Origin of the sequence: Nonomuraea sp. NPDC048916 (assembly GCF_040649575.1) — a bacterium.
Classification (GTDB): domain Bacteria; phylum Actinomycetota; class Actinomycetes; order Streptosporangiales; family Streptosporangiaceae; genus Nonomuraea.
Genome location: NZ_JBEZFS010000045.1, coordinates 35738 through 53092 on the forward strand (window position 1 = coordinate 35738; position 17355 = coordinate 53092).

16 protein-coding genes and 1 CRISPR repeat array are annotated in these 17355 nt (G+C 68.8%); of the genes, 5 read left to right on the top strand and 11 right to left on the bottom strand.

The annotated features are described in order from the left end of the window. Positions 1 to 48: 48 nt before the first annotated feature. Positions 49 to 537, bottom strand: a complete 489-nt coding sequence (locus AB0C16_RS34460) for a hypothetical protein (protein ID WP_357689301.1) — start codon at positions 535 to 537, stop codon at positions 49 to 51. A gap of 128 nt (positions 538 to 665) precedes the next feature. On the opposite strand from AB0C16_RS34460, the gene AB0C16_RS34465 reads away from it, so the two are divergent. Together AB0C16_RS34465 and AB0C16_RS34470 are read left to right on the top strand one after the other, a co-directional pair. Continuing rightward, the gene (locus AB0C16_RS34465; RefSeq protein ID WP_357689303.1) at positions 666 to 869 is read left to right on the top strand and encodes a hypothetical protein; all 204 of its coding nucleotides are present in this window, start codon (positions 666 to 668) and stop codon (positions 867 to 869) included. Between the two features lie 25 nt (positions 870 to 894). Next, positions 895 to 1263 (top strand): hypothetical protein, encoded by a 369-nt coding sequence (locus AB0C16_RS34470; protein WP_357689305.1) that lies wholly within the window; start codon positions 895 to 897, stop codon positions 1261 to 1263. 36 nt (positions 1264 to 1299) lie between these two features. On the opposite strand, the gene fmdA is transcribed toward AB0C16_RS34470, so the two are convergent. Together fmdA and AB0C16_RS34480 are read right to left on the bottom strand one after the other, a co-directional pair. Then, the gene (gene fmdA, locus AB0C16_RS34475; protein WP_357689307.1) at positions 1300 to 2556 is read right to left on the bottom strand and encodes a formamidase; all 1257 of its coding nucleotides are present in this window, start codon (positions 2554 to 2556) and stop codon (positions 1300 to 1302) included. A gap of 28 nt (positions 2557 to 2584) precedes the next feature. Then, complete coding sequence (locus AB0C16_RS34480; protein ID WP_357689309.1) at positions 2585 to 2866, bottom strand: FmdB family zinc ribbon protein; 282 nt, start codon at positions 2864 to 2866, stop codon at positions 2585 to 2587. Positions 2867 to 3180: 314 nt separating this feature from the next. Here AB0C16_RS34480 and AB0C16_RS34485 point away from each other — a divergent pair, with 314 nt between their 5' ends. Continuing rightward, positions 3181 to 3333 carry a hypothetical protein gene (locus AB0C16_RS34485; protein ID WP_357689311.1) on the top strand — a complete coding sequence of 51 codons (153 nt, stop codon included), beginning with the start codon at positions 3181 to 3183 and terminating at the stop codon, positions 3331 to 3333. 40 nt (positions 3334 to 3373) lie between these two features. Here AB0C16_RS34485 and AB0C16_RS34490 read toward each other — a convergent pair whose 3' ends face one another. Together AB0C16_RS34490 and AB0C16_RS34495 are read right to left on the bottom strand one after the other, a co-directional pair. Further along, the gene (locus tag AB0C16_RS34490) at positions 3374 to 3760 is read right to left on the bottom strand and encodes a VOC family protein (RefSeq protein WP_357689313.1); all 387 of its coding nucleotides are present in this window, start codon (positions 3758 to 3760) and stop codon (positions 3374 to 3376) included. Beyond that, a complete protein-coding gene (locus AB0C16_RS34495) occupies positions 3757 to 4050 on the bottom strand; it encodes a metalloregulator ArsR/SmtB family transcription factor (protein WP_357689315.1) in 294 nt (97 codons plus the stop codon). The genes AB0C16_RS34490 and AB0C16_RS34495 overlap by 4 nt, the downstream gene beginning before the upstream one ends. Before the next feature lie 492 nt (positions 4051 to 4542). Here AB0C16_RS34495 and AB0C16_RS34500 point away from each other — a divergent pair, with 492 nt between their 5' ends. Beyond that, entirely contained in the window at positions 4543 to 5277 is a 735-nt protein-coding gene (locus AB0C16_RS34500; RefSeq protein WP_357689317.1) for a DNA alkylation repair protein, read from the top strand. A gap of 174 nt (positions 5278 to 5451) precedes the next feature. Here AB0C16_RS34500 and AB0C16_RS34505 read toward each other — a convergent pair whose 3' ends face one another. Further along, on the bottom strand, positions 5452 to 7854 hold the full coding sequence (locus AB0C16_RS34505) for a DUF4132 domain-containing protein (protein WP_357689319.1): 2403 nt from the start codon (positions 7852 to 7854) through the stop codon (positions 5452 to 5454). Next, on the bottom strand, positions 7854 to 8021 hold the full coding sequence (locus AB0C16_RS34510) for a hypothetical protein (protein WP_357689321.1): 168 nt from the start codon (positions 8019 to 8021) through the stop codon (positions 7854 to 7856). Before AB0C16_RS34510 ends, AB0C16_RS34505 begins: the two co-directional genes overlap by 1 nt. Before the next feature lie 201 nt (positions 8022 to 8222). Between AB0C16_RS34510 and AB0C16_RS34515 the strand changes: the two genes are divergently transcribed. Next, the gene (locus AB0C16_RS34515) at positions 8223 to 8504 is read left to right on the top strand and encodes a transposase (protein WP_357689323.1); all 282 of its coding nucleotides are present in this window, start codon (positions 8223 to 8225) and stop codon (positions 8502 to 8504) included. Positions 8505 to 8526: 22 nt separating this feature from the next. Here the strand turns inward: AB0C16_RS34515 and AB0C16_RS34520 are convergent, their stop codons facing one another. From AB0C16_RS34520 to AB0C16_RS34535, 4 genes are all read right to left on the bottom strand, one after another. Then, positions 8527 to 9321, bottom strand: a complete 795-nt coding sequence (locus tag AB0C16_RS34520) for a DUF4386 family protein (protein ID WP_357689325.1) — start codon at positions 9319 to 9321, stop codon at positions 8527 to 8529. Between the two features lie 53 nt (positions 9322 to 9374). Continuing rightward, positions 9375 to 10802: an alpha/beta hydrolase gene (locus tag AB0C16_RS34525; protein ID WP_357689327.1), complete on the bottom strand. Its 1428-nt coding sequence runs from the start codon at positions 10800 to 10802 to the stop codon at positions 9375 to 9377. 96 nt (positions 10803 to 10898) lie between these two features. Further along, on the bottom strand, positions 10899 to 11564 hold the full coding sequence (locus AB0C16_RS34530) for a response regulator transcription factor (RefSeq protein ID WP_357689329.1): 666 nt from the start codon (positions 11562 to 11564) through the stop codon (positions 10899 to 10901). After that, positions 11561 to 12724, bottom strand: coding sequence for a sensor histidine kinase (locus AB0C16_RS34535; protein WP_357689331.1), 1164 nt, complete (start codon positions 12722 to 12724; stop codon positions 11561 to 11563). Before AB0C16_RS34535 ends, AB0C16_RS34530 begins: the two co-directional genes overlap by 4 nt. 1421 nt (positions 12725 to 14145) lie before the next feature. Then, positions 14146 to 17332: direct repeats of the CRISPR family, unit length 37 nt; unit sequence GTGGCGGCCGCCCTCCGGGGGGGCCGAGCATCGCAAC. Positions 17333 to 17355: the final 23 nt, after the last annotated feature.

The window sequence follows — 17355 nt, forward strand, 5'->3', positions numbered from 1 at the left end:
TCGGAGACTGGCGGACGGTACTGTTCGACGCGGCGGCCGGCGAGCCCGTCATCGACCGACATACTCCAGGTCGATCGAGTCCGCGTGCGAGCTCCACGTCAGATCCAGCCGCCAGCAACCCGGGCTCGGCAGGTCGATCCCCGAAGGACCCGGCCCGCCGTCGACCGTGATGCGCACCGGAGTGCCCACGCCGTCCAGCCGGGCCTCGATCCGCAACGGATCGGACGGGACCAGTGGCAGCTTCGACCGCCAGAGGATCTTGTTGCCCCGGTCCGGCATCGGCGGACTGAACAACGGATAGCCGAAGAGCACGGCGAGCATGTCACCCCGCCTGCTGGACGCGTAGTGGATCATCGCATCCGGCTGGAAGCCGGCTCGCGCCCATTGGGGCGGCTCGCCCTTGACGACCCGGAACTCACATGGCGCCCCGGCGGTGGCCGCCGCCTGGCTCGGCGACTCCTGGGCCGGAGTTTCCCCCTTCGTGCAGCCCGCCGCCAAAAGCAGTATTGCCGCCACCATGACGTGGCTCGACCGCATCAAACCGACCTCCAAGGCGGCGGGGAAGCGAACTCAATACCAACGTACGCGCGCCGGGCAGGCCGGGGAATCGCCTCTGCCGCATTGATCCTTCTCATCCTCGGGCGGCGTCGTGATTCCGGCCGGCGGTGCCGTCCAGCTCGACACCACCGGTGATCCCGGCCGCGATCGGCGCCGCCACCGGAGCGCTGATCATGGGCGTGCTCAACAACGGCGGCAACCTCCTGGCGATCAACGCCTTCTACCTCCAGATCGCCATCGGCGTGCTCATCCTCGTCGCGGTCGGATTCGACCAGCTGAAGACCAGGCGGTCGGCCGCAAGCGGCGGTTGACACGACGTCCGAATAGGGTGAGCCGATGTCCTGGACGCTCGAAACTCCGAACGGCGAGCCGCTGAAGGTCAACGCGTGGAACTGGCGGCCGACCCTGGAACTACTGGAGAGCTCCGGCATCCTGGACACCGACACGGCCGCGCTGCTGGGCTACAACATCGCCATGGAGCTGACCGGCGAACAGGCCCAGCGGATCGCCACCTTCCTGGACGCCTACCTGGCGACCACTCCCGCCGGCGGCCGGGTCCTCCTCGACGGATCGATCACCACGGACCCCGACACCTTCGAGTTCCACCGGGACGACATCGGGCGCAACTATTCCGCGACGGTCGCATGGCTGACCCGCTTCCGCGATTTCTGCCGCACCGCGACGGACGGCTTCACCGCCTGCTGAACCAATGGGGCACCCGGTCGAAGGCCGGTCAGCGGTTCAGCCGAAGCCGGCGCGCGGTGCGCTGGTGCCCTGTGGCACGCGGACTGGGCCGGACGCACTGGGACGGATGTCGAAGTCGAAGATCGCGGTCGGCAGGTAGACGGTGGCGCAGGAGTTGGGGATATCCACCACTCCCGACAGCCGACCCTCGATCGGCGCGGCGCCGAGCAACAGGTATGCCTGCTCGGGGCTGTAGCCGAACGTCGTCAGATAGTCGATCGCGTGGAGGCAGGCCCGCTGGTAGGCCAGCTGCGAGTCGAGGTAGCGCTGCTCGCCGTCCAGCGTGACGGAAATCCCGGAGAACGCGAGCCACTCGCTGTACTGGGGGGCGGTGCGGCCCGGCATGAAGATGGTGTTCTCGCCGACGCGGTACGTTTGCATACCGCCCTTGATGAGGTCGACGTGCAAGTCGACGAAGCCGCCCATCTCGATGGCGCCGCAGAAGGTGATCTCGCCGTCGCCCTGTGAGAAGTGCAGGTCGCCGACCGACAGGTTCGCGCCGGAGACGTACACCGGATAGAAGACGCGGGAGCCCTTGGTGAGGTTCTTGATGTCCTGGTTGCCGCCGTTCTCCCGGGGCGGCGCGGTGCGGCCAGCTTCGCCCGCGATCCTGTCGAATTGAGCCGAGGGCACCGACCCGAGGATGGCGTCCTGAGGCTCGGGAGCCAGGGCCAGCGGCGGCACTCTCTGTGGGTCGGTGGCGATCAGCGCCCCCTCCCGCGCGTTCCATTTGGCCAGCAGCTCCGCCGACGGCGCGGTGCCCATGAGCCCGGTGTGGATGATGCCGGTGAACGACACCGCCGGGATGTGGCGCGATGTGGCGTCCTGACCGGAGAAGTCCCAGATCGCCTTGTAGGCGTCGGGGAACTGTTCGGTGAGAAACCCGCCGCCGTTCTTGGTGGGGAAGATTCCGGTGTAACCCCAGCCCTGGCCGGCCAGCGGGCCGTTGTCCTCCTGAGGGATGGGCCCCACGTCAAGGATGTCCACGATCAGCAAGTCGCCCGGCTCGGCCCCCTCGACCGCGAACGGGCCGCTGAGCGCGTGCACCTTCGTGAGCGGGGCGTCACGGATGTCCTCGGCGGAGTCGTCGTTGTGGATCGCGCCGTCGAACCACTCCCGGCAGTGGACCCGGAAGCTGTCGCCCGGCTTGACCCGTGCCACCGGCGGGATCTCGGGGTGCCAGCGGTTGTGACCGATCTTGGCCTGGTCGGTGAACTTCTTGGTCGAGTCGAGCGGGAAGATCAGCTCTGGCACGGCTGGATTCCTTTCGGCGCAGGCACGGTCACGGGCGCGGCAGGCGGCTGGTGGCGGGATGGATGGTCACCGCGCCCGCGGTGCGGCGAGGCGGCAGGGACGTGACGACCTCGGGCTCGGAGGCGCTGCGCTCCGCACGCTGCAACTGAGCCGACACGGCAGCCGGAGTGCGCGCCAGCATCGGCGTCGAGAACACCCGAACCGAGGTCGCGCCGCAGTCCGGGCACGGCACCGCGGCGGGTGCGGTGCCGATCGGAAAAGCGACCTCGATATCGGAGCAATGCGGACAGCGATAGCCATATGTCGCCATAAAGGCGCCCTTCGAGCGAGTTCAAACAAAAACCTCCCCAGGCCACGACGTCTCTATCGACGTGACCTGGGGAAACAGCCTCAGAGCCGGATACATATGCAACGTAACGCGTGAATGAACTGCAATCGATCTCACTTCCGCCAAGCTTGCTCGCGGAGTAAGGCAGATCGCTAAGTCCGTAGGCAAAACCCATGCAACGTACATCCCGTATGTGCATTGGTCGGGGGCGCAGGCCATCGGGGGTTCCAGCCGGCGAGCTTCAACGAGAGCGGGCGGGCCTCCATGAGACTGGAGACCCGCCCGTTGATCGCATCGTGACCCCGGAGTCACACCTTGATCACTGTGACCGCGTCGCCGCACAGAGCCACAAGATCCTCGGGATCCGAGGTGAGCGCCACGACAAGGGCGGCTACGTCTTCCTCGGCACCGTCGCCGCCGCCACGCTCTTGATCTGCCTCAGGACCTGACTCGCAGGCGACATGCCGTTGCCGGTCACAGGAACAGGTCCTACTTGTGGTGCACGATCTGGATCAGGTTGCCGCAGGTGTCGTCCAAGACCGCGGTGGTGACCGGGCCCATCTCCAGCGGCTCCTGGGTGAAGCGCACCCCGAGCTCGCGCAGCCGGTCGAACTCCGCGTGTACGTCGTCCACGGCGAAGGCGGTGGCCGGGATGCCGTCCTGGACCAGCGCCGTCTTGTACGGCTTCACCGCTGGATGGCCGTCGGGCTCCAGCAGTAGCTCGGTCCCGTCGGGATCGTCCGGCGAGACAACGGTCAGCCAGCGGTCCTCGCCCAGCGGGACCTCGGTCTTCTTCAAGAAGCCCAGCACGTCGGTATAGAAGCGCAGGGCCTTGTCCTGATCATCGACGAAGACGCTGGACAGGTGGATCTTCATGCGGTGCCCTCCGGTGTATCGGGCCTGAGCCACCGGGTCACGATGTGCTCAAGGGGTTCGGTATTCAGATCGTGGAACTTGTAGCGGCCCTCGCGCCGCGAATGGACCAGACCGGCCGATTCCAGTACGGCCAGGTGCTGGCTGATCGCTTGGCGAGACAGCCCCAGGCCGTGCTTGGCCACCAGTCGTGCGCAAATCTCGAATAGGGTCTGGCCGTCCCGTTCCGCCAGCTCATCGAGGATGCGCCGGCGGGTGGGGTCGGCCAGTGCCTTGAAGACATCTTCCGCCACACCCCGTACTATAGGCAAGTCGATACTTGCCTATCAAGACCGGCGCCGGTACGGGCGCGGCGCTGTCTTGGCGGCCCGGGGCCTGTCCGGGGCCTTCAACGACGATCGGCAGCTCATGCCGGCGGCAGCCCGGATGCCCCCGGGTGTATGCCGCGATGATTCGCCACCGCTGTTGCCGAACAGTCTTTTCCGGCCTGATTGGGAGGTGTTCACAGATCTTGTGTCCATACGCCGTGCGGGTGTTCGTGGGGTCTCAACCCGAATCTCCCGGACGAACTGGTGGTGCGCGGCTGAGCCAATCACTCTCCTAACCGGGTTGGCTAGGAATTGGATGGCTGCTCGGCGTGAAGGCGAGGGTCAGTGCCGAGAACTGCAGCGAATTTGTGAAGACGCGGGATTTCGTGCCGGTGGTTGCCGCCGAACCGGCGTGTACGACAGGAGGCCGACTTCCGCCGTAGGCTGAATCTCGCACGTGATGGACAGGAGGCCGAGGTGGCCGAGACGATGGTGGCCGAGGTGATGGCCGAGCTGGCCGAGCTCGAGGACCCGAAGACACGCGGGGTGAACGAGAAACACGGTGACGATCACGGTGTGAACCTCAGCAAGCTGCGCGCGCTCGCGAAGCGGCTGAAGACGCAGCAGGAACTCGCGTGCCAGCTCTGGGAGACGGGTGACACCGCGGCGAGACTGCTGGCGACCCTGATCTGCCGCCCGAAGGCGTTCGATCGTGACGAGTTGGACGTCATGTTGCGCGAGGCGCGCACACCCAAGGTGCACGACTGGCTCGTGAACTACGTGGTGAAGAAGAACCCACACTCCGAAGAGCTGCGCCCGGCATGGTCCGCCGATCCGGATCCAGTGGTCGCGAGCGCCGGCTGGGCGCTGACCACCGAACGCGTGACGAAGAAGCCAGAGGGCCTCGACCTCGCAGGACTGCTCGACGTCATCGAGGCGGAGATGAAGGACGCCCCGGATCGCCTGCAGTGGGCGATGAACCACTGCCTGGCTCAGATCGGGATCGAGCACGCCGAGCACCGCGCCCGTGCAATCGACATCGGTGAGCGCCTGGAGGTGCTCAAGGACTACCCGACGTCCCCGGGCTGCACGTCTCCGTTCGCGCCCATCTGGATCACCGAGATGGTGCGCCGACAGCACGATGATGAGGGCCAGACACTTTTGCCGGCCGGCGCAGTCATGGCTCACACCAAGAGCCCTGGCTCGATGTAGCGAGCCAGGGCCACCTAACTGATTACTGGCGTTCGTCAGTACGTCAACATGCAGGTTCGGGCGAAGGACGAGGACGCCGCTGCCGACGCACTCCTGATCGTTGACCGTCAACCTCTGAGCAGTCTGAGTCCGAAGATCACCCAGGAGGTCGGGGCAGGTCGGACACGTTCCGCTTCAGGGGCGGATCTGGCTGGTGATGGTGGGATCGGTGATCGTGGTGTCCTTTGCCAGCATCATCGCTTTGCTGAGGATGACGGCCAGCACCCGATCGCCTTCGAAGGGAAGGAACACCGGGCCCGGTTCGGGCGCCTGTTTGGGGACGATGCACAGATACTGGTCGCCGGGGGTCATCAGGATGTTGCCCGAGCCGAGGTGGATCTTATAGGTGCGCAGGTCGCCCCGGACGTACAGGAACCGGCCGTCGAGAGAGCAGCGGTCGGCGACGGCCAGTCGCGGCAGGAGCCGCGCGAGCAGGTCGTGGCGGGTCCGCGCGGTGGCCGACAGCTCGCCGAAGCCGTAGGAGGTCCAGTAGTCCTGGAACCTGCCGCCCGGTCCGCCGTCCTGCCAGGTCGGGTCGTTGCCCACGCTGGCCACGCCGACGAACAGGTCGACGTCGCGCATGATCTCGCTGAACACCAAGGGTGGGATCTGGTCGAGTGGCAGGGGCCGGATCCGGTCCGGGTCGTTGTGCAGCCAGTCGGCGTACCCGCCATAGTTCGTCTGGGCGTGAAGCGGATAGAAGCGCACCTGGTCGGTGTGGACGCGAAGATAGGCGCCCGAGTCGGTGAACTCGCCGTCGCCGTAGTCGGGCTCGGTCCAGAACTCCGCACGCACTCCCCAGCCGGGCAGTTCGCGGGTGGCGGGCGGGAAATCGCCGTCGACGGCCATGTGCAACTCGTGGCGCCAGCCGCGGGTCAGGGCCAGCGCGTGGAGCTGGTGCTGGCGCAGGACGTGGGCGGCGAAGCGGTTGGAGTAGACGCCGGTGTTCTCCTCGGCCGCGGTCAGCAGGTAGACCTCCCGATGCGCCTGCTTGAACGGCTGGGTGATCTCATGCCGTTCAAGCCAGTCGCGCCAGGCCGGCACCTCGGCCAGATCACGGCCGATCGGATGCCAGAGCCTGACCGTCGCGCCGGCCGCGGGCTCGGCCGGCGCGTCGCTCACCTCGCGCAGGCTGCCGTCGGCGTAACCGCAGGGAACGTCGTCGATCAGCCAGATCAGCCGCCTGGCCAGGGTGCCGAGCAGCGGATGGTCCAGGTACCGCTCCCGCCAGACCTGGTACGGCCAGGCCCGCTGGGACAGGAACAGGTGATCCAGGCGGCCGGCCTGAGCCGTGAGCATCTTGGTGATGTCCTTCACCACGCCCTTGAGCTCGGCGAGATCCTCGGGATGCTCCTGCCGTACGCTCGCGGGCGGCGCCTTGACCGGCTTGCCCTGGGCGTTGCGCCAGTTCAGTACGGCCTTACTGCCGGTCACGGTCAGCTCGGCCGTGACCTGTCCGAGCGTTTCGACGCGGCGGCCGACCTCGGTGAGGCCGTAGGAGGCCACGGCGAGCTCCTCCACCTCCTCCCTGGACAGGCCCCGTGCCCTCGCCAGCGCGTCGAGGGTGTTGTCGAGCAGCTTCAGTGTGGGCTTGAAGGTGACCTTCGCGGTCAGCCGCGCGAGTTGCCCCAGCGCTTCGGCGCTGTCTATACGCGCCAGCGTGTGGATCGCGCAGGTGGCGGCCGCCCGGTGACACGGCCCGATGCCAGGAGCCTTGCGCAGGGCCCTCTCGACGAGCGCGGCCAGGTGCCGCGCCGTTTCCCGCCGCGCGGGGAGTAGGCCCATCAGCCAGATCAGGCCACGCAGCGCGGGCAGGTTGTAGGAGTCGACGTAGTGGGTGCTGCTGTAGCGAAGCATCAGAGTCCTGGGCCGCCCGACCAGGGCGAACCAGCCTGCGATACGTCCGGCCGCACCGGCGCCGACCTGCTCGAGCAGGGCAAGGCCGGTACGCTCCCACCTGGCCGACGGCTTCGAGCTCGACGCGGTCAGCGCGTGCCGGAGCAGGGCGGTCCAGTGCTCGTCCAGGTCTTCCGCCAGGATCTGGTCGGCCCACGGCTCACCCGGGTTGAGCAGCGGGAGATCTCGGAGCCCCGACAACACCGGCCTGGTCCCCTTCGTACGGCGAAGGGCGGCCAGCGCCTCGGGTGAGAGCTCGTTTCCCGCCTTGAGCCAGCACTCCACGATCCGCGAGAGATATTTGTGGCCGTAGCCCTCCCTGTCCGCTCTCCACTCCAGGAACACCCCGGCGGCCTCCGGGGTCCACGCGTCGGAGATGTCGTCGGTGATGAACCAGGCCGTGTAGTCGATCAGGTCGGCTTCGTCCTGGGGACGGGACAGTAACCTGGTCGCCAGCTCCACCCGGGAGGGGGCCGGCAGCTGTTTCAGCCTTTGACGGACCAGCTCGCCGCAGTAGTGGCGGTCCATGAAGCTCTCGTCCGGCCGCTCATGGTGGAAACGGACCAGTTCGTCGGCCAGCTCCTCGATCTGGCCCGTCTCGACCAGCGCGAGCACCACATCCGCCCGTTCCTGTACCGACATCAGCCACCTGCCGGCGGGCTCACGAAGGTGATCTCACTGAGCTCCTGAACGTGTCGCTCGGCCACGAAGCCGTCGGCCTCCCCTGGTGCGGCGAACCGCTTCTTGAAGATCCCCAGGTGGTGCTGATCACGTGCCGCCGTCTCGTCCACGAGACTCACTGTCATCATGATCGCGCAGCATAGTGAGGCCAGGCGACATTTCACCCTGATCGCCCAGCCGTCGCGCCTGCCGAGCTGCCTAGCCGCACCCCGCCCGGCACCACTCCTGTTCGGCCGGCCGCGGATCGCTCATGGATCCTCCGATCCGAGCTGAGCAGGGAAGTGGGCTTCCCCTCGTAACGTGGAGACCGAACCGGGAGAGGTTTGGTCGTGGCTGGAACCACGAGGCGTCGCTTTGATCCGGAGTTCCGGGCCGGAGCGGTGAGGATCGTCAGGGAGACCGGCAAGCCCGTCGCGCACGTCGCGCGGGATCTTGGGATCAACGAGCACACGCTGTACAACTGGGTGCAGATGGACCGGCTCGCGGAGGGCAGGCCGGCGACGGCGGAGGCCCGGCTGAAGATCGCGACCTGGATCGCGGATTTCTACAACGTCAAGCGCAGGCACGGCGCATTCGACCCGCCGTTCTGGGATGAACCTGAGGCGGACTGAGCGACCAATCGCCGTGTTGAGGTCAGCGGGAACGGCGGCGCTGGACGGGGTCGGCTTCGGCGGTGATGCGGGCGGAGGTCTCTTCGCCGAGGCGGGCGTGGGCCGCCGCACGGCGCAGCATCGTCACGCCCACAGCAAGCAACCACAGCTGCACGATCATGGAGCCGAGGACGCCGTACAACAACGCGCCGGGGAACAGGGGAGGCGACAGGAACAGGCCCGTCGCGGCGAGCAGTGTCACGGTGCCGACGACTGTCCCGGCCCAGCCGAGCCAGGAAGGGTAGTTGTCCAGAGCCATCGCGACCCCGAACAGCAGCAGTGGCACGCCGTACAGTAGCGCCATCGCGGCCAGGGAGGGGCCGTGGGTCGTCATCGCCACCGCGTGCGCGGCACGCACCAGTTCGGCCCGCCCGCCGGGAGCGGCCTTCGCGGCCGCCTCGGCCAGCTCGGGTAGGGCCAGGCCCTCGCTGGTGCTTTCGACGCTGAACACGGCGAGTCCGACGGCGGAACTCGCCAGCCCCACTCGGCCCAGCATCCGGGCCGTAGGGTGGGTGAGCGACTTGATCAGCGAGATCAGTCCCGCCATCGCGATCAACGCGGCGAAGACGGCGATCAGGTGCACTGCGGCGTAGGTCGGTCGTGACGCGACGAAATCCAGTGCGGCTTGGGCATCGGCCGCCGGAGTGTCGCCGTGCAAGAGACGGGCCGTGGTGAAGACGACGGCGCCGAGGACAGTGCATACACCGCCGATCTTCAGGTTATGGGCGGTATCCGACTGTTGACCGGCGGCCAAGGCGGTCGCGTTGGGCAGCGTCATGATGGGGTCTCCCGGGTGGATGTGCGTGATCGATGTAGGTGGAATCGGGCCACTCAGCCCAGTGTGTTGACCAAGAAGGCGGTCACCGTGTCGGTGAGTTGCTGGGGGGACGGTCGTTGGCCGGGAGTGTCCAGGGTGTGCCCGGTGCCGTGGACCTCGATCAGGACGGTGGGCACGCCGGCGGCGCGCAGGCGCATGGCGAAGCCGAAGGAGTGGCGGGGAGAGACGTCCTCGTCGCGGTCGCCGTGGAGCACAAGGAACGGCGGGGCGCCGGCGGTGACGTAGGTGTTGGGGCTCATGGCGCGGCGGGTCCCGGCAGAGTCCCCGACGCCAATCGCCAGGCACAAGCGGATGAACAGCGGGGCATCATCGAAGTCGTTGAGGTCGGCGGGGCCGAACATGTCCACCACGACCTGGACGGCACTGGACTGGTCGAGGTACTGACCGTCGTCGAATCCTGCTCCCGGCCCCGCGAGGCCGAGCAGGGACGCGAGTTGCCCTCCGCCGCTACCACCCCAGGCTCCGATCCGGTGGGCGTCGATGCCCAGTGCGGTGGCATGGGCGCGCAGGAAGCGCACGGCACATTTGGCGTCCTGGATCGATGCAGGCCATGGCGCGCCGGGGGGCATTCGATAGTCGATCGAGGCCACCACGAATCCGCGGGCGTTCAGTTGACGTCGCAGCGGGGTGAACAGGGCGCCCTCGTGGTTGGCAAGTGTCGCGCCGGGCCCGGTGGTCTTGCGGTCGCCGAGGATGGTGCCGCCACCGTGGATGTACACCGCCACGGGCATCCCGGTCCGCGCGGCGGTGGAGGGCATGTAGAGGTCCATGGCCAGGGGCACGCCGTCGGGGCGGCAGTATTCCACTGTGCTGCGCTGTCCGGCGGGCAGGTTCGACGGCTTCGCCGCGTCGGCGGGCAACCCGGCGCCGGCCAGCCCGTCGCTGGCCGCAGCGACTCCCACGAAGCTGCCCAGCAGGACGACCAGCGTCAGCGGCGCGATCGCCGCGCTGGCCGTCGCCCTCCGCAGGCGCCGCTGCGGGCGCCGCCCGAGCACCGCCACCCCGGCGAGACCGGCCACCGCGATGCCCTCCAGCGCGGCGCAGACGTAGTCGGTGAACCCGATCACGGAGTTCCCCGGCATCCACGGATCCGGTCCGGGAAGGATCCCGGCAAGCCGGGTCAGCGCCCACAAGGTGACCACGACCAGCGCGGCCGTCGCGGCGAGCAGCAACCGCCGCGGCGCCGGCCGCGCCAGCACACCGGCACCGGTGCCCAGTTGCGTCGCTCCCAGCGCGAGGAACAGCAGCCCGTACGGCCAGGACATACGCCACACCGCGGCGAGCGGAGCCAGATAGATCGCGGTGCCTCCCGCCGCCGCCAACAACGCGGTGATCAGCAGCGGCCCTCTCTTCACCGCGGTGGGCTCCGCGTTCCTCATCCTGCCGGAGAACGCCCCGGTGCACAGTGCGGCATCAGACATGCCCGCAATGATCGCCACCGCGAGGGGGCGGCGCGTCCGCCGTAGGCAGACACCTTCCAGCCCCGGCTACTGTGTCGGCGTACTCCAGGGGGAGTATCAACCGAGCGTGACCAGCCCCGTCTGGTAAGCGAACACCACGAGCTGGGCCCGGTCCCTCGCGCCCACCTTGATCATGGCTCGTGACACATGCGTCTTGGCGGTCAACGGGCTGACCACCAACTGTGCCGCGATCTCATCGTTGGACAGGCCGGTCGCCACCAGCCTGACCACCTCGCGCTCCCGGCCGGTCAGCAGGGCCAGTTCCGGCGGCTCCGGCCGTGGCCTGGCCTCCGGGCCGGCGCCGAGGGACCGGGCGATCACCGTCCGCGTGACGCTGGGCGACAACAGCGCGTCGCCGCGCGCCACGATCCGCACCGCGTGCAGCAGTTCATCAGGCTCGATGTCCTTCACCAGGAATCCGCTCGCGCCAGAACGAAGCGCGGCGAAGACATTCGCCTCCTCCGCGAACGTGGTGAGCACGACCACGCGTACCCCACAGAGCCCCGGATCGTCGGTGATCTTCCGGGTCGCGGTCACCCCGTCCACTTCCGGCATCCGGATGTCCATCAGCACGACATCAGGCCGCAGCTCGCGTACCAGCGCGATCGCCTGCCCACCGTTGGCGGCCTCGGCGACCACCTCGATATCGGCCGCGCTGTCCAGCAACGCTCGAAAGCCGGCCCGCACCAGGGCCTGGTCGTCGGCCAGCAGCACCCGGATCACGCTGCCTCCAGCGGCAGCCGTACCCGCACCCGGAAACCGCGCCCGCGCAGCGGCCCCGCCTCGAACCGCCCGCCCAGCCCTTCAGCGCGCTCGCGCATCCCCGCCAGACCATGCCCGCCACCCGACGTTTCCGCTTCGGCGCCCACACCGTCGTCAGTCACCTCGATCGCGATCCACTCCGGCTCCCACGCCCAACAGACCCGGGCGCGCGCCGCTGACCCGGCGTGGCGCAGCACGTTGGTCAGCGACTCCTGCAAGATCCGGTACGCCGCGCGATCGACTGGTCCGGCCAACCGTCGGCTCGCCATGTCGCCGTCGAATCGCACCTCCAGACCCGCCGCCCGCACCGCGGCCAGAAGATCCGGCAATCGGTCGAGGCCGACGTCGCGATCGGCCACCACGGCGGGTTCACCGTCGGCCCGCAACACGCCCAGCGTCGTGCGCATCTCCCCCAGCGCCGCCTTGCCGGTCTGCCGGATGGCCTTGAGCGCATCCCGCACCCGCGCCGGGTCCTGGTCGATCAGGTGCAGTGCAGCACCAGACTGCACAGTGATGGTGGCTACCGCGTGCGCCACCGTGTCGTGCAACTCCCTGGCGATGCGCAGCCGCTCCTCGGCCACCTGGCGCTCGGCGTCGCGCCGGCGCTGCTCCTCGGCCAGACGAAGCCGTTGGCGCACCTCCGCGGCGTACGCACGCCGGCTGCGCACGAGCGCGCCCAGCAGCATCGCGACCACGACTAGCGCCATCGATGGCAGGAACACGGCGACCGCGTCGAGCGGCGGCATGCCGTCCCGCACCGCCACAACGTAGCCCATGGACAGAAACGCGACCGGCACCGGCAGCGCCCACCACAGGTGGCCCGCCAGCACCGCATCGTACAGCGGCACAGCCAGCACCACTGATGGTGGGAAGCCCGGATAACCCAGCGAATAGAACAGCAACAGCACCGCCGAAGCGATGTACAGCGCGGCAGCGGGATTCCGCCGCCGCAGCAGCAACGGCGCGGCCATCGCGGCCCCGAGCACGTACGCCAACCAGTCACGGGAAACGGAGTGCGTCTCTCTACCGGTAGCGATGGCGATCTCCGCCGCCATCAGCACCGCGACCGCCACGGCAGCGTCGATCGTCCAGCGCCGCACAGCGGGCCGCAGCTCAACCATGCGCCAACCGTACGCATACGACACCGTGGCTCTCTACCCCCGGACAACGCCTCGCCGAGCTGCGCCCCTGCCAAATCACGGGCCAACGATGAGCCGCCGCGCAGCTATCGCAAACGGTGATGATCTTGAGCCGCCCGTTCTCATAGGCCCACAAGCTGAGCGGCTCGTTGAAGACGTTGTCCGCAACGTGGGCACGCATGGTCTGGGAGCATTGATCAGCAATGGCCGATCATTACCGGACAGCGGCTCGGGAAGCAGGGCCCAACGGTGATATGCCGGATTCAAGTGAACCCGCCGCGCGTAAACGACCCAGTACCGCGGCCAACACACCGGCTGACGTTCTCATAAACGCTCCTTCTTAAAGACCGTGGAGAAGGGTCTCATCCGATCGGCTGCACAGATCGATTGCACCGTCCACTCCTAGGAACCGCGCGACGTAACGGGCATAATCGCCGTGTTGGGTGTCCGGGCCCGTCAGGACGGCGGCTGCCCGAGTAGTTGCAGGCATGAGGCCTCCCGAAGCTACCGGCTTAAGAACTTCAGCCGGGCGGCCTTCCACGACACGCGACTGGGGGCAGGGTCCATGCCGACTTCCACGAACTAATCACCATCCAACGCACCACTGTTGGCGATCTCGCATTGATCGTGGTCACCGACGATTGATCAACCTGGTTGTCGGCGAGTCTGCTGGCTTGTCAACGGACACGCCGATCTCAATCGCGTCTAAGGAAGCATCAGGTGGCATGACGCCGCCTCGCCGTTCAAGGCTTGGAGGGAAGCTCGATCATTGGTTCCCAACTGGCCCACAGCCAGCGAGCGTCAACGAGAACGGGCGGGCCTCCGTGAGACTGGAGACCCGCCCGTTCGTACGATGTTTGCCCTGGTCAGCGGCCGGAACTGCTGCTCAAGATCGAGTGCCCCCTGTAGGATTCGAACCTACGCACCCGGCTCCGGAGAGGGCTACGGATTTCGTCCATGCAAACGATCTGACCAGGCATTACGCGTTCGGCAATACAAGGCCATGGCTCTGATGGCCCACCACTGGCCCACGCCAGAGCCCGCAGGCGTTGATCCTCAGCCGTTGTCCCGCGGCTTCACGGTCCGCTCGACCGGGACATGCTGCTCGCCCGCGAGAGTACTCACGACGATCTAGACATGATCCACGACACGTAGACGCACCGGCTCGACAACCTCATACTGGACCGGGTCGCCGGGTGGTCCGGAGACCCCTATGGCCTTGGTGCCACTCATCTTGATGGCCCATTATGGATTACGGATGTGACCTTTGCGCTTCGGAACCTGAAGTGCTCATCCGACACGCCAGGCATTCCTAATGAGATATCCGCCCATATGTTCCTTGATACGTGAATCACGAAGGTAGCGTATTTCGGCGCTGAGCAGCAAACGCCTGGTCAGATGCCGTGGCGGCCGCCCTCCGGGGGGGCCGAGCATCGCAACACGCCAGGGAACACCTTCGTCCCGTCAGCGTTGCCGAAGGTGGCGGCCGCCCTCCGGGGGGGCCGAGCATCGCAACGACCTGGGCGGCGACGTGGTCGAAGCCTGGGAGGTGTGGCGGCCGCCCTCCGGGGGGGCCGAGCATCGCAACCCGCACTACGGCGACTCCGAACTCGCCGACGTGTACTGGTGGCGGCCGCCCTCCGGGGGGGCCGAGCATCGCAACCCCAGCATCGGCGCGAGTGCGGCCAGGCCGGAGGCGTGGCGGCCGCCCTCCGGGGGGGCCGAGCATCGCAACAAACGGGTCGAGGAGGCCGTGGCCACCATGCACCGGTGGCGGCCGCCCTCCGGGGGGGCCGAGCATCGCAACGGCTCTGCCCGTAATCGGTGGTGGCGCTGGGTGATAGTGGCGGCCGCCCTCCGGGGGGGCCGAGCATCGCAACTGCGATGAGCTGGCTGCGGAACTGGCGGCAGGGGAGCAGTGGCGGCCGCCCTCCGGGGGGGCCGAGCATCGCAACGCCTCCGGCCTGGCCGCACTCGCGCCGATGCTGGCCGTGGCGGCCGCCCTCCGGGGGGGCCGAGCATCGCAACAACGCGGGCCGCGACCTCGTGATCGGCTTCTGGAACGGGTGGCGGCCGCCCTCCGGGGGGGGCCGAGCATCGCAACAACGGCGGTCTCACGAGGGCTCTCAACCTGGCCAGAAGTGGCGGCCGCCCTCCGGGGGGGCCGAGCATCGCAACCGTCCCACCGCTCCGCGGGAACCGGACCCGCCAAGGGTGGCGGCCGCCCTCCGGGGGGGCCGAGCATCGCAACGGGCGCCGGCCCGCGCAGGGTGCGCGGTGACCGGGGGTGGCGGCCGCCCTCCGGGGGGGCCGAGCATCGCAACTGCACTACGCGCGGTGCAGTGTGTACGAGATGAGTGGCGGCCGCCCTCCGGGGGGGCCGAGCATCGCAACGTTGACCCGGCTGGAGCCGAGATCGTCCAGGACCAGGGTGGCGGCCGCCCTCCGGGGGGGCCGAGCATCGCAACGCGGAGCTGTACGTGCAGCGCGGCGACTCCGGCAGCAGTGGCGGCCGCCCTCCGGGGGGGCCGAGCATCGCAACAAGCTCTCGCCGTCCATTGACGGTAGCGGCGTCACCCTGGTGGCGGCCGCCCTCCGGGGGGGCCGAGCATCGCAACCGCCGATGCAGCAACTGCCGTGGTACCGTGCTCGCCGGTGGCGGCCGCCCTCCGGGGGGGCCGAGCATCGCAACATTGTCAGCCCGGCCGCTTTGGCGAGCTGCTCGCGCGGTGGCGGCCGCCCTCCGGGGGGGCCGAGCATCGCAACAGTCCGCCGTCTTCGAGCCTGCTCATAGCGTGCGGTGGCGGCCGCCCTCCGGGGGGGCCGAGCATCGCAACGCTATACCGAAACCGCGACTGCCCGCCTTCGTCGAGGGTGGCGGCCGCCCTCCGGGGGGGCCGAGCATCGCAACCCTCCCGCCGAGCCGGTGGCTGACGCTCTCGTGAAGTGGCGGCCGCCCTCCGGGGGGGCCGAGCATCGCAACCATCCACGGGTCCGCGGGCTTCTCGTCACGGGTAGGTGGCGGCCGCCCTCCGGGGGGGCCGAGCATCGCAACCGGCTGGGCTGGGTGCTGCTCGACGACGAAGGCGGCTGTGGCGGCCGCCCTCCGGGGGGGCCGAGCATCGCAACCCGAGCGCTCGTGTGAGGACGGCGATCCTGTGCGCGAGTGGCGGCCGCCCTCCGGGGGGGCCGAGCATCGCAACACGACACCGGCAAGGAACACGCCGAGGATCAGAACGTGGCGGCCGCCCTCCGGGGGGGCCGAGCATCGCAACGTCGTCCCACGCGAGCGGCGGAAGCCACCGCTTGCGGTGGCGGCCGCCCTCCGGGGGGGCCGAGCATCGCAACGTCGTCGTCCATCAGTGACGCCCGGCGCCGCAGCTCGTGGCGGCCGCCCTCCGGGGGGCCGAGCATCGCAACCTTCACCCCCACGCCGAAAGGGTTCTAAATTCCTCGATGTGGCGGCCGCCCTCCGGGGGGGCCGAGCATCGCAACCGCAGGGCGGCGATGCCGCATGAGCACCAAGCAGGGTGGCGGCCGCCCTCCGGGGGGGCCGAGCATCGCAACCTTGGAGATCACCGGTGAAGCCGTCCATGAAGATCTTGTGGCGGCCGCCCTCCGGGGGGGCCGAGCATCGCAACCTTGGAGATCACCGGTGAAGCCGTCCATGAAGATCTTGTGGCGGCCGCCCTCCGGGGGGGCCGAGCATCGCAACTTCCTGCTCGGGTCCACTGGCCAATTTGGCCACTGTGGCGGCCGCCCTCCGGGGGGGCCGAGCATCGCAACCATTCGGCGTAGGCGGCGCGGCGCTTGCGGTCGGCCGTGGCGGCCGCCCTCCGGGGGGGCCGAGCATCGCAACCGTGCTGGCCGTTTCCGGCGGCAGCGTGGGGAACGCGTGGCGGCCGCCCTCCGGGGGGGCCGAGCATCGCAACCATTCGGCCACGTCAGGCGCTACCTCCGCCATGCCCACGTGGCGGCCGCCCTCCGGGGGGGCCGAGCATCGCAACCCGCAGTACGCGTCCAGCATGGACGGTGTGCCTGCGGGGTGGCGGCCGCCCTCCGGGGGGGCCGAGCATCGCAACCCGTTGACCCTGTACTCGGCATTAAAAACCTCGGCGAGTGGCGGCCGCCCTCCGGGGGGGCCGAGCATCGCAACGAGATTGCTGTAGCGGCCGGCGTTGATGTGGGCGCGGTGGCGGCCGCCCTCCGGGGGGGCCGAGCATCGCAACCTGGTGCGGGGCGCCCGGCCGCACTTCGAGCGGAGTGGCGGCCGCCCTCCGGGGGGGCCGAGCATCGCAACCTCATGGGGAAGTACCTTCCGGCATCACTTGGTGAGGTGGCGGCCGCCCTCCGGGGGGGCCGAGCATCGCAACTGGGAATGGCTCTCGGAAGCCCCGACGCGACCAGGTGGCGGCCGCCCTCCGGGGGGGCCGAGCATCGCAACCACACAAGGTGAGGTGACTAGGCGAGCCTACGGGGGGTGGCGGCCGCCCTCCGGGGGGGCCGAGCATCGCAACCACACAAGGTGAGGTGACTAGGCGAGCCTACGGGGGGTGGCGGCCGCCCTCCGGGGGGGCCGAGCATCGCAACCACACAAGGTGAGGTGACTAGGC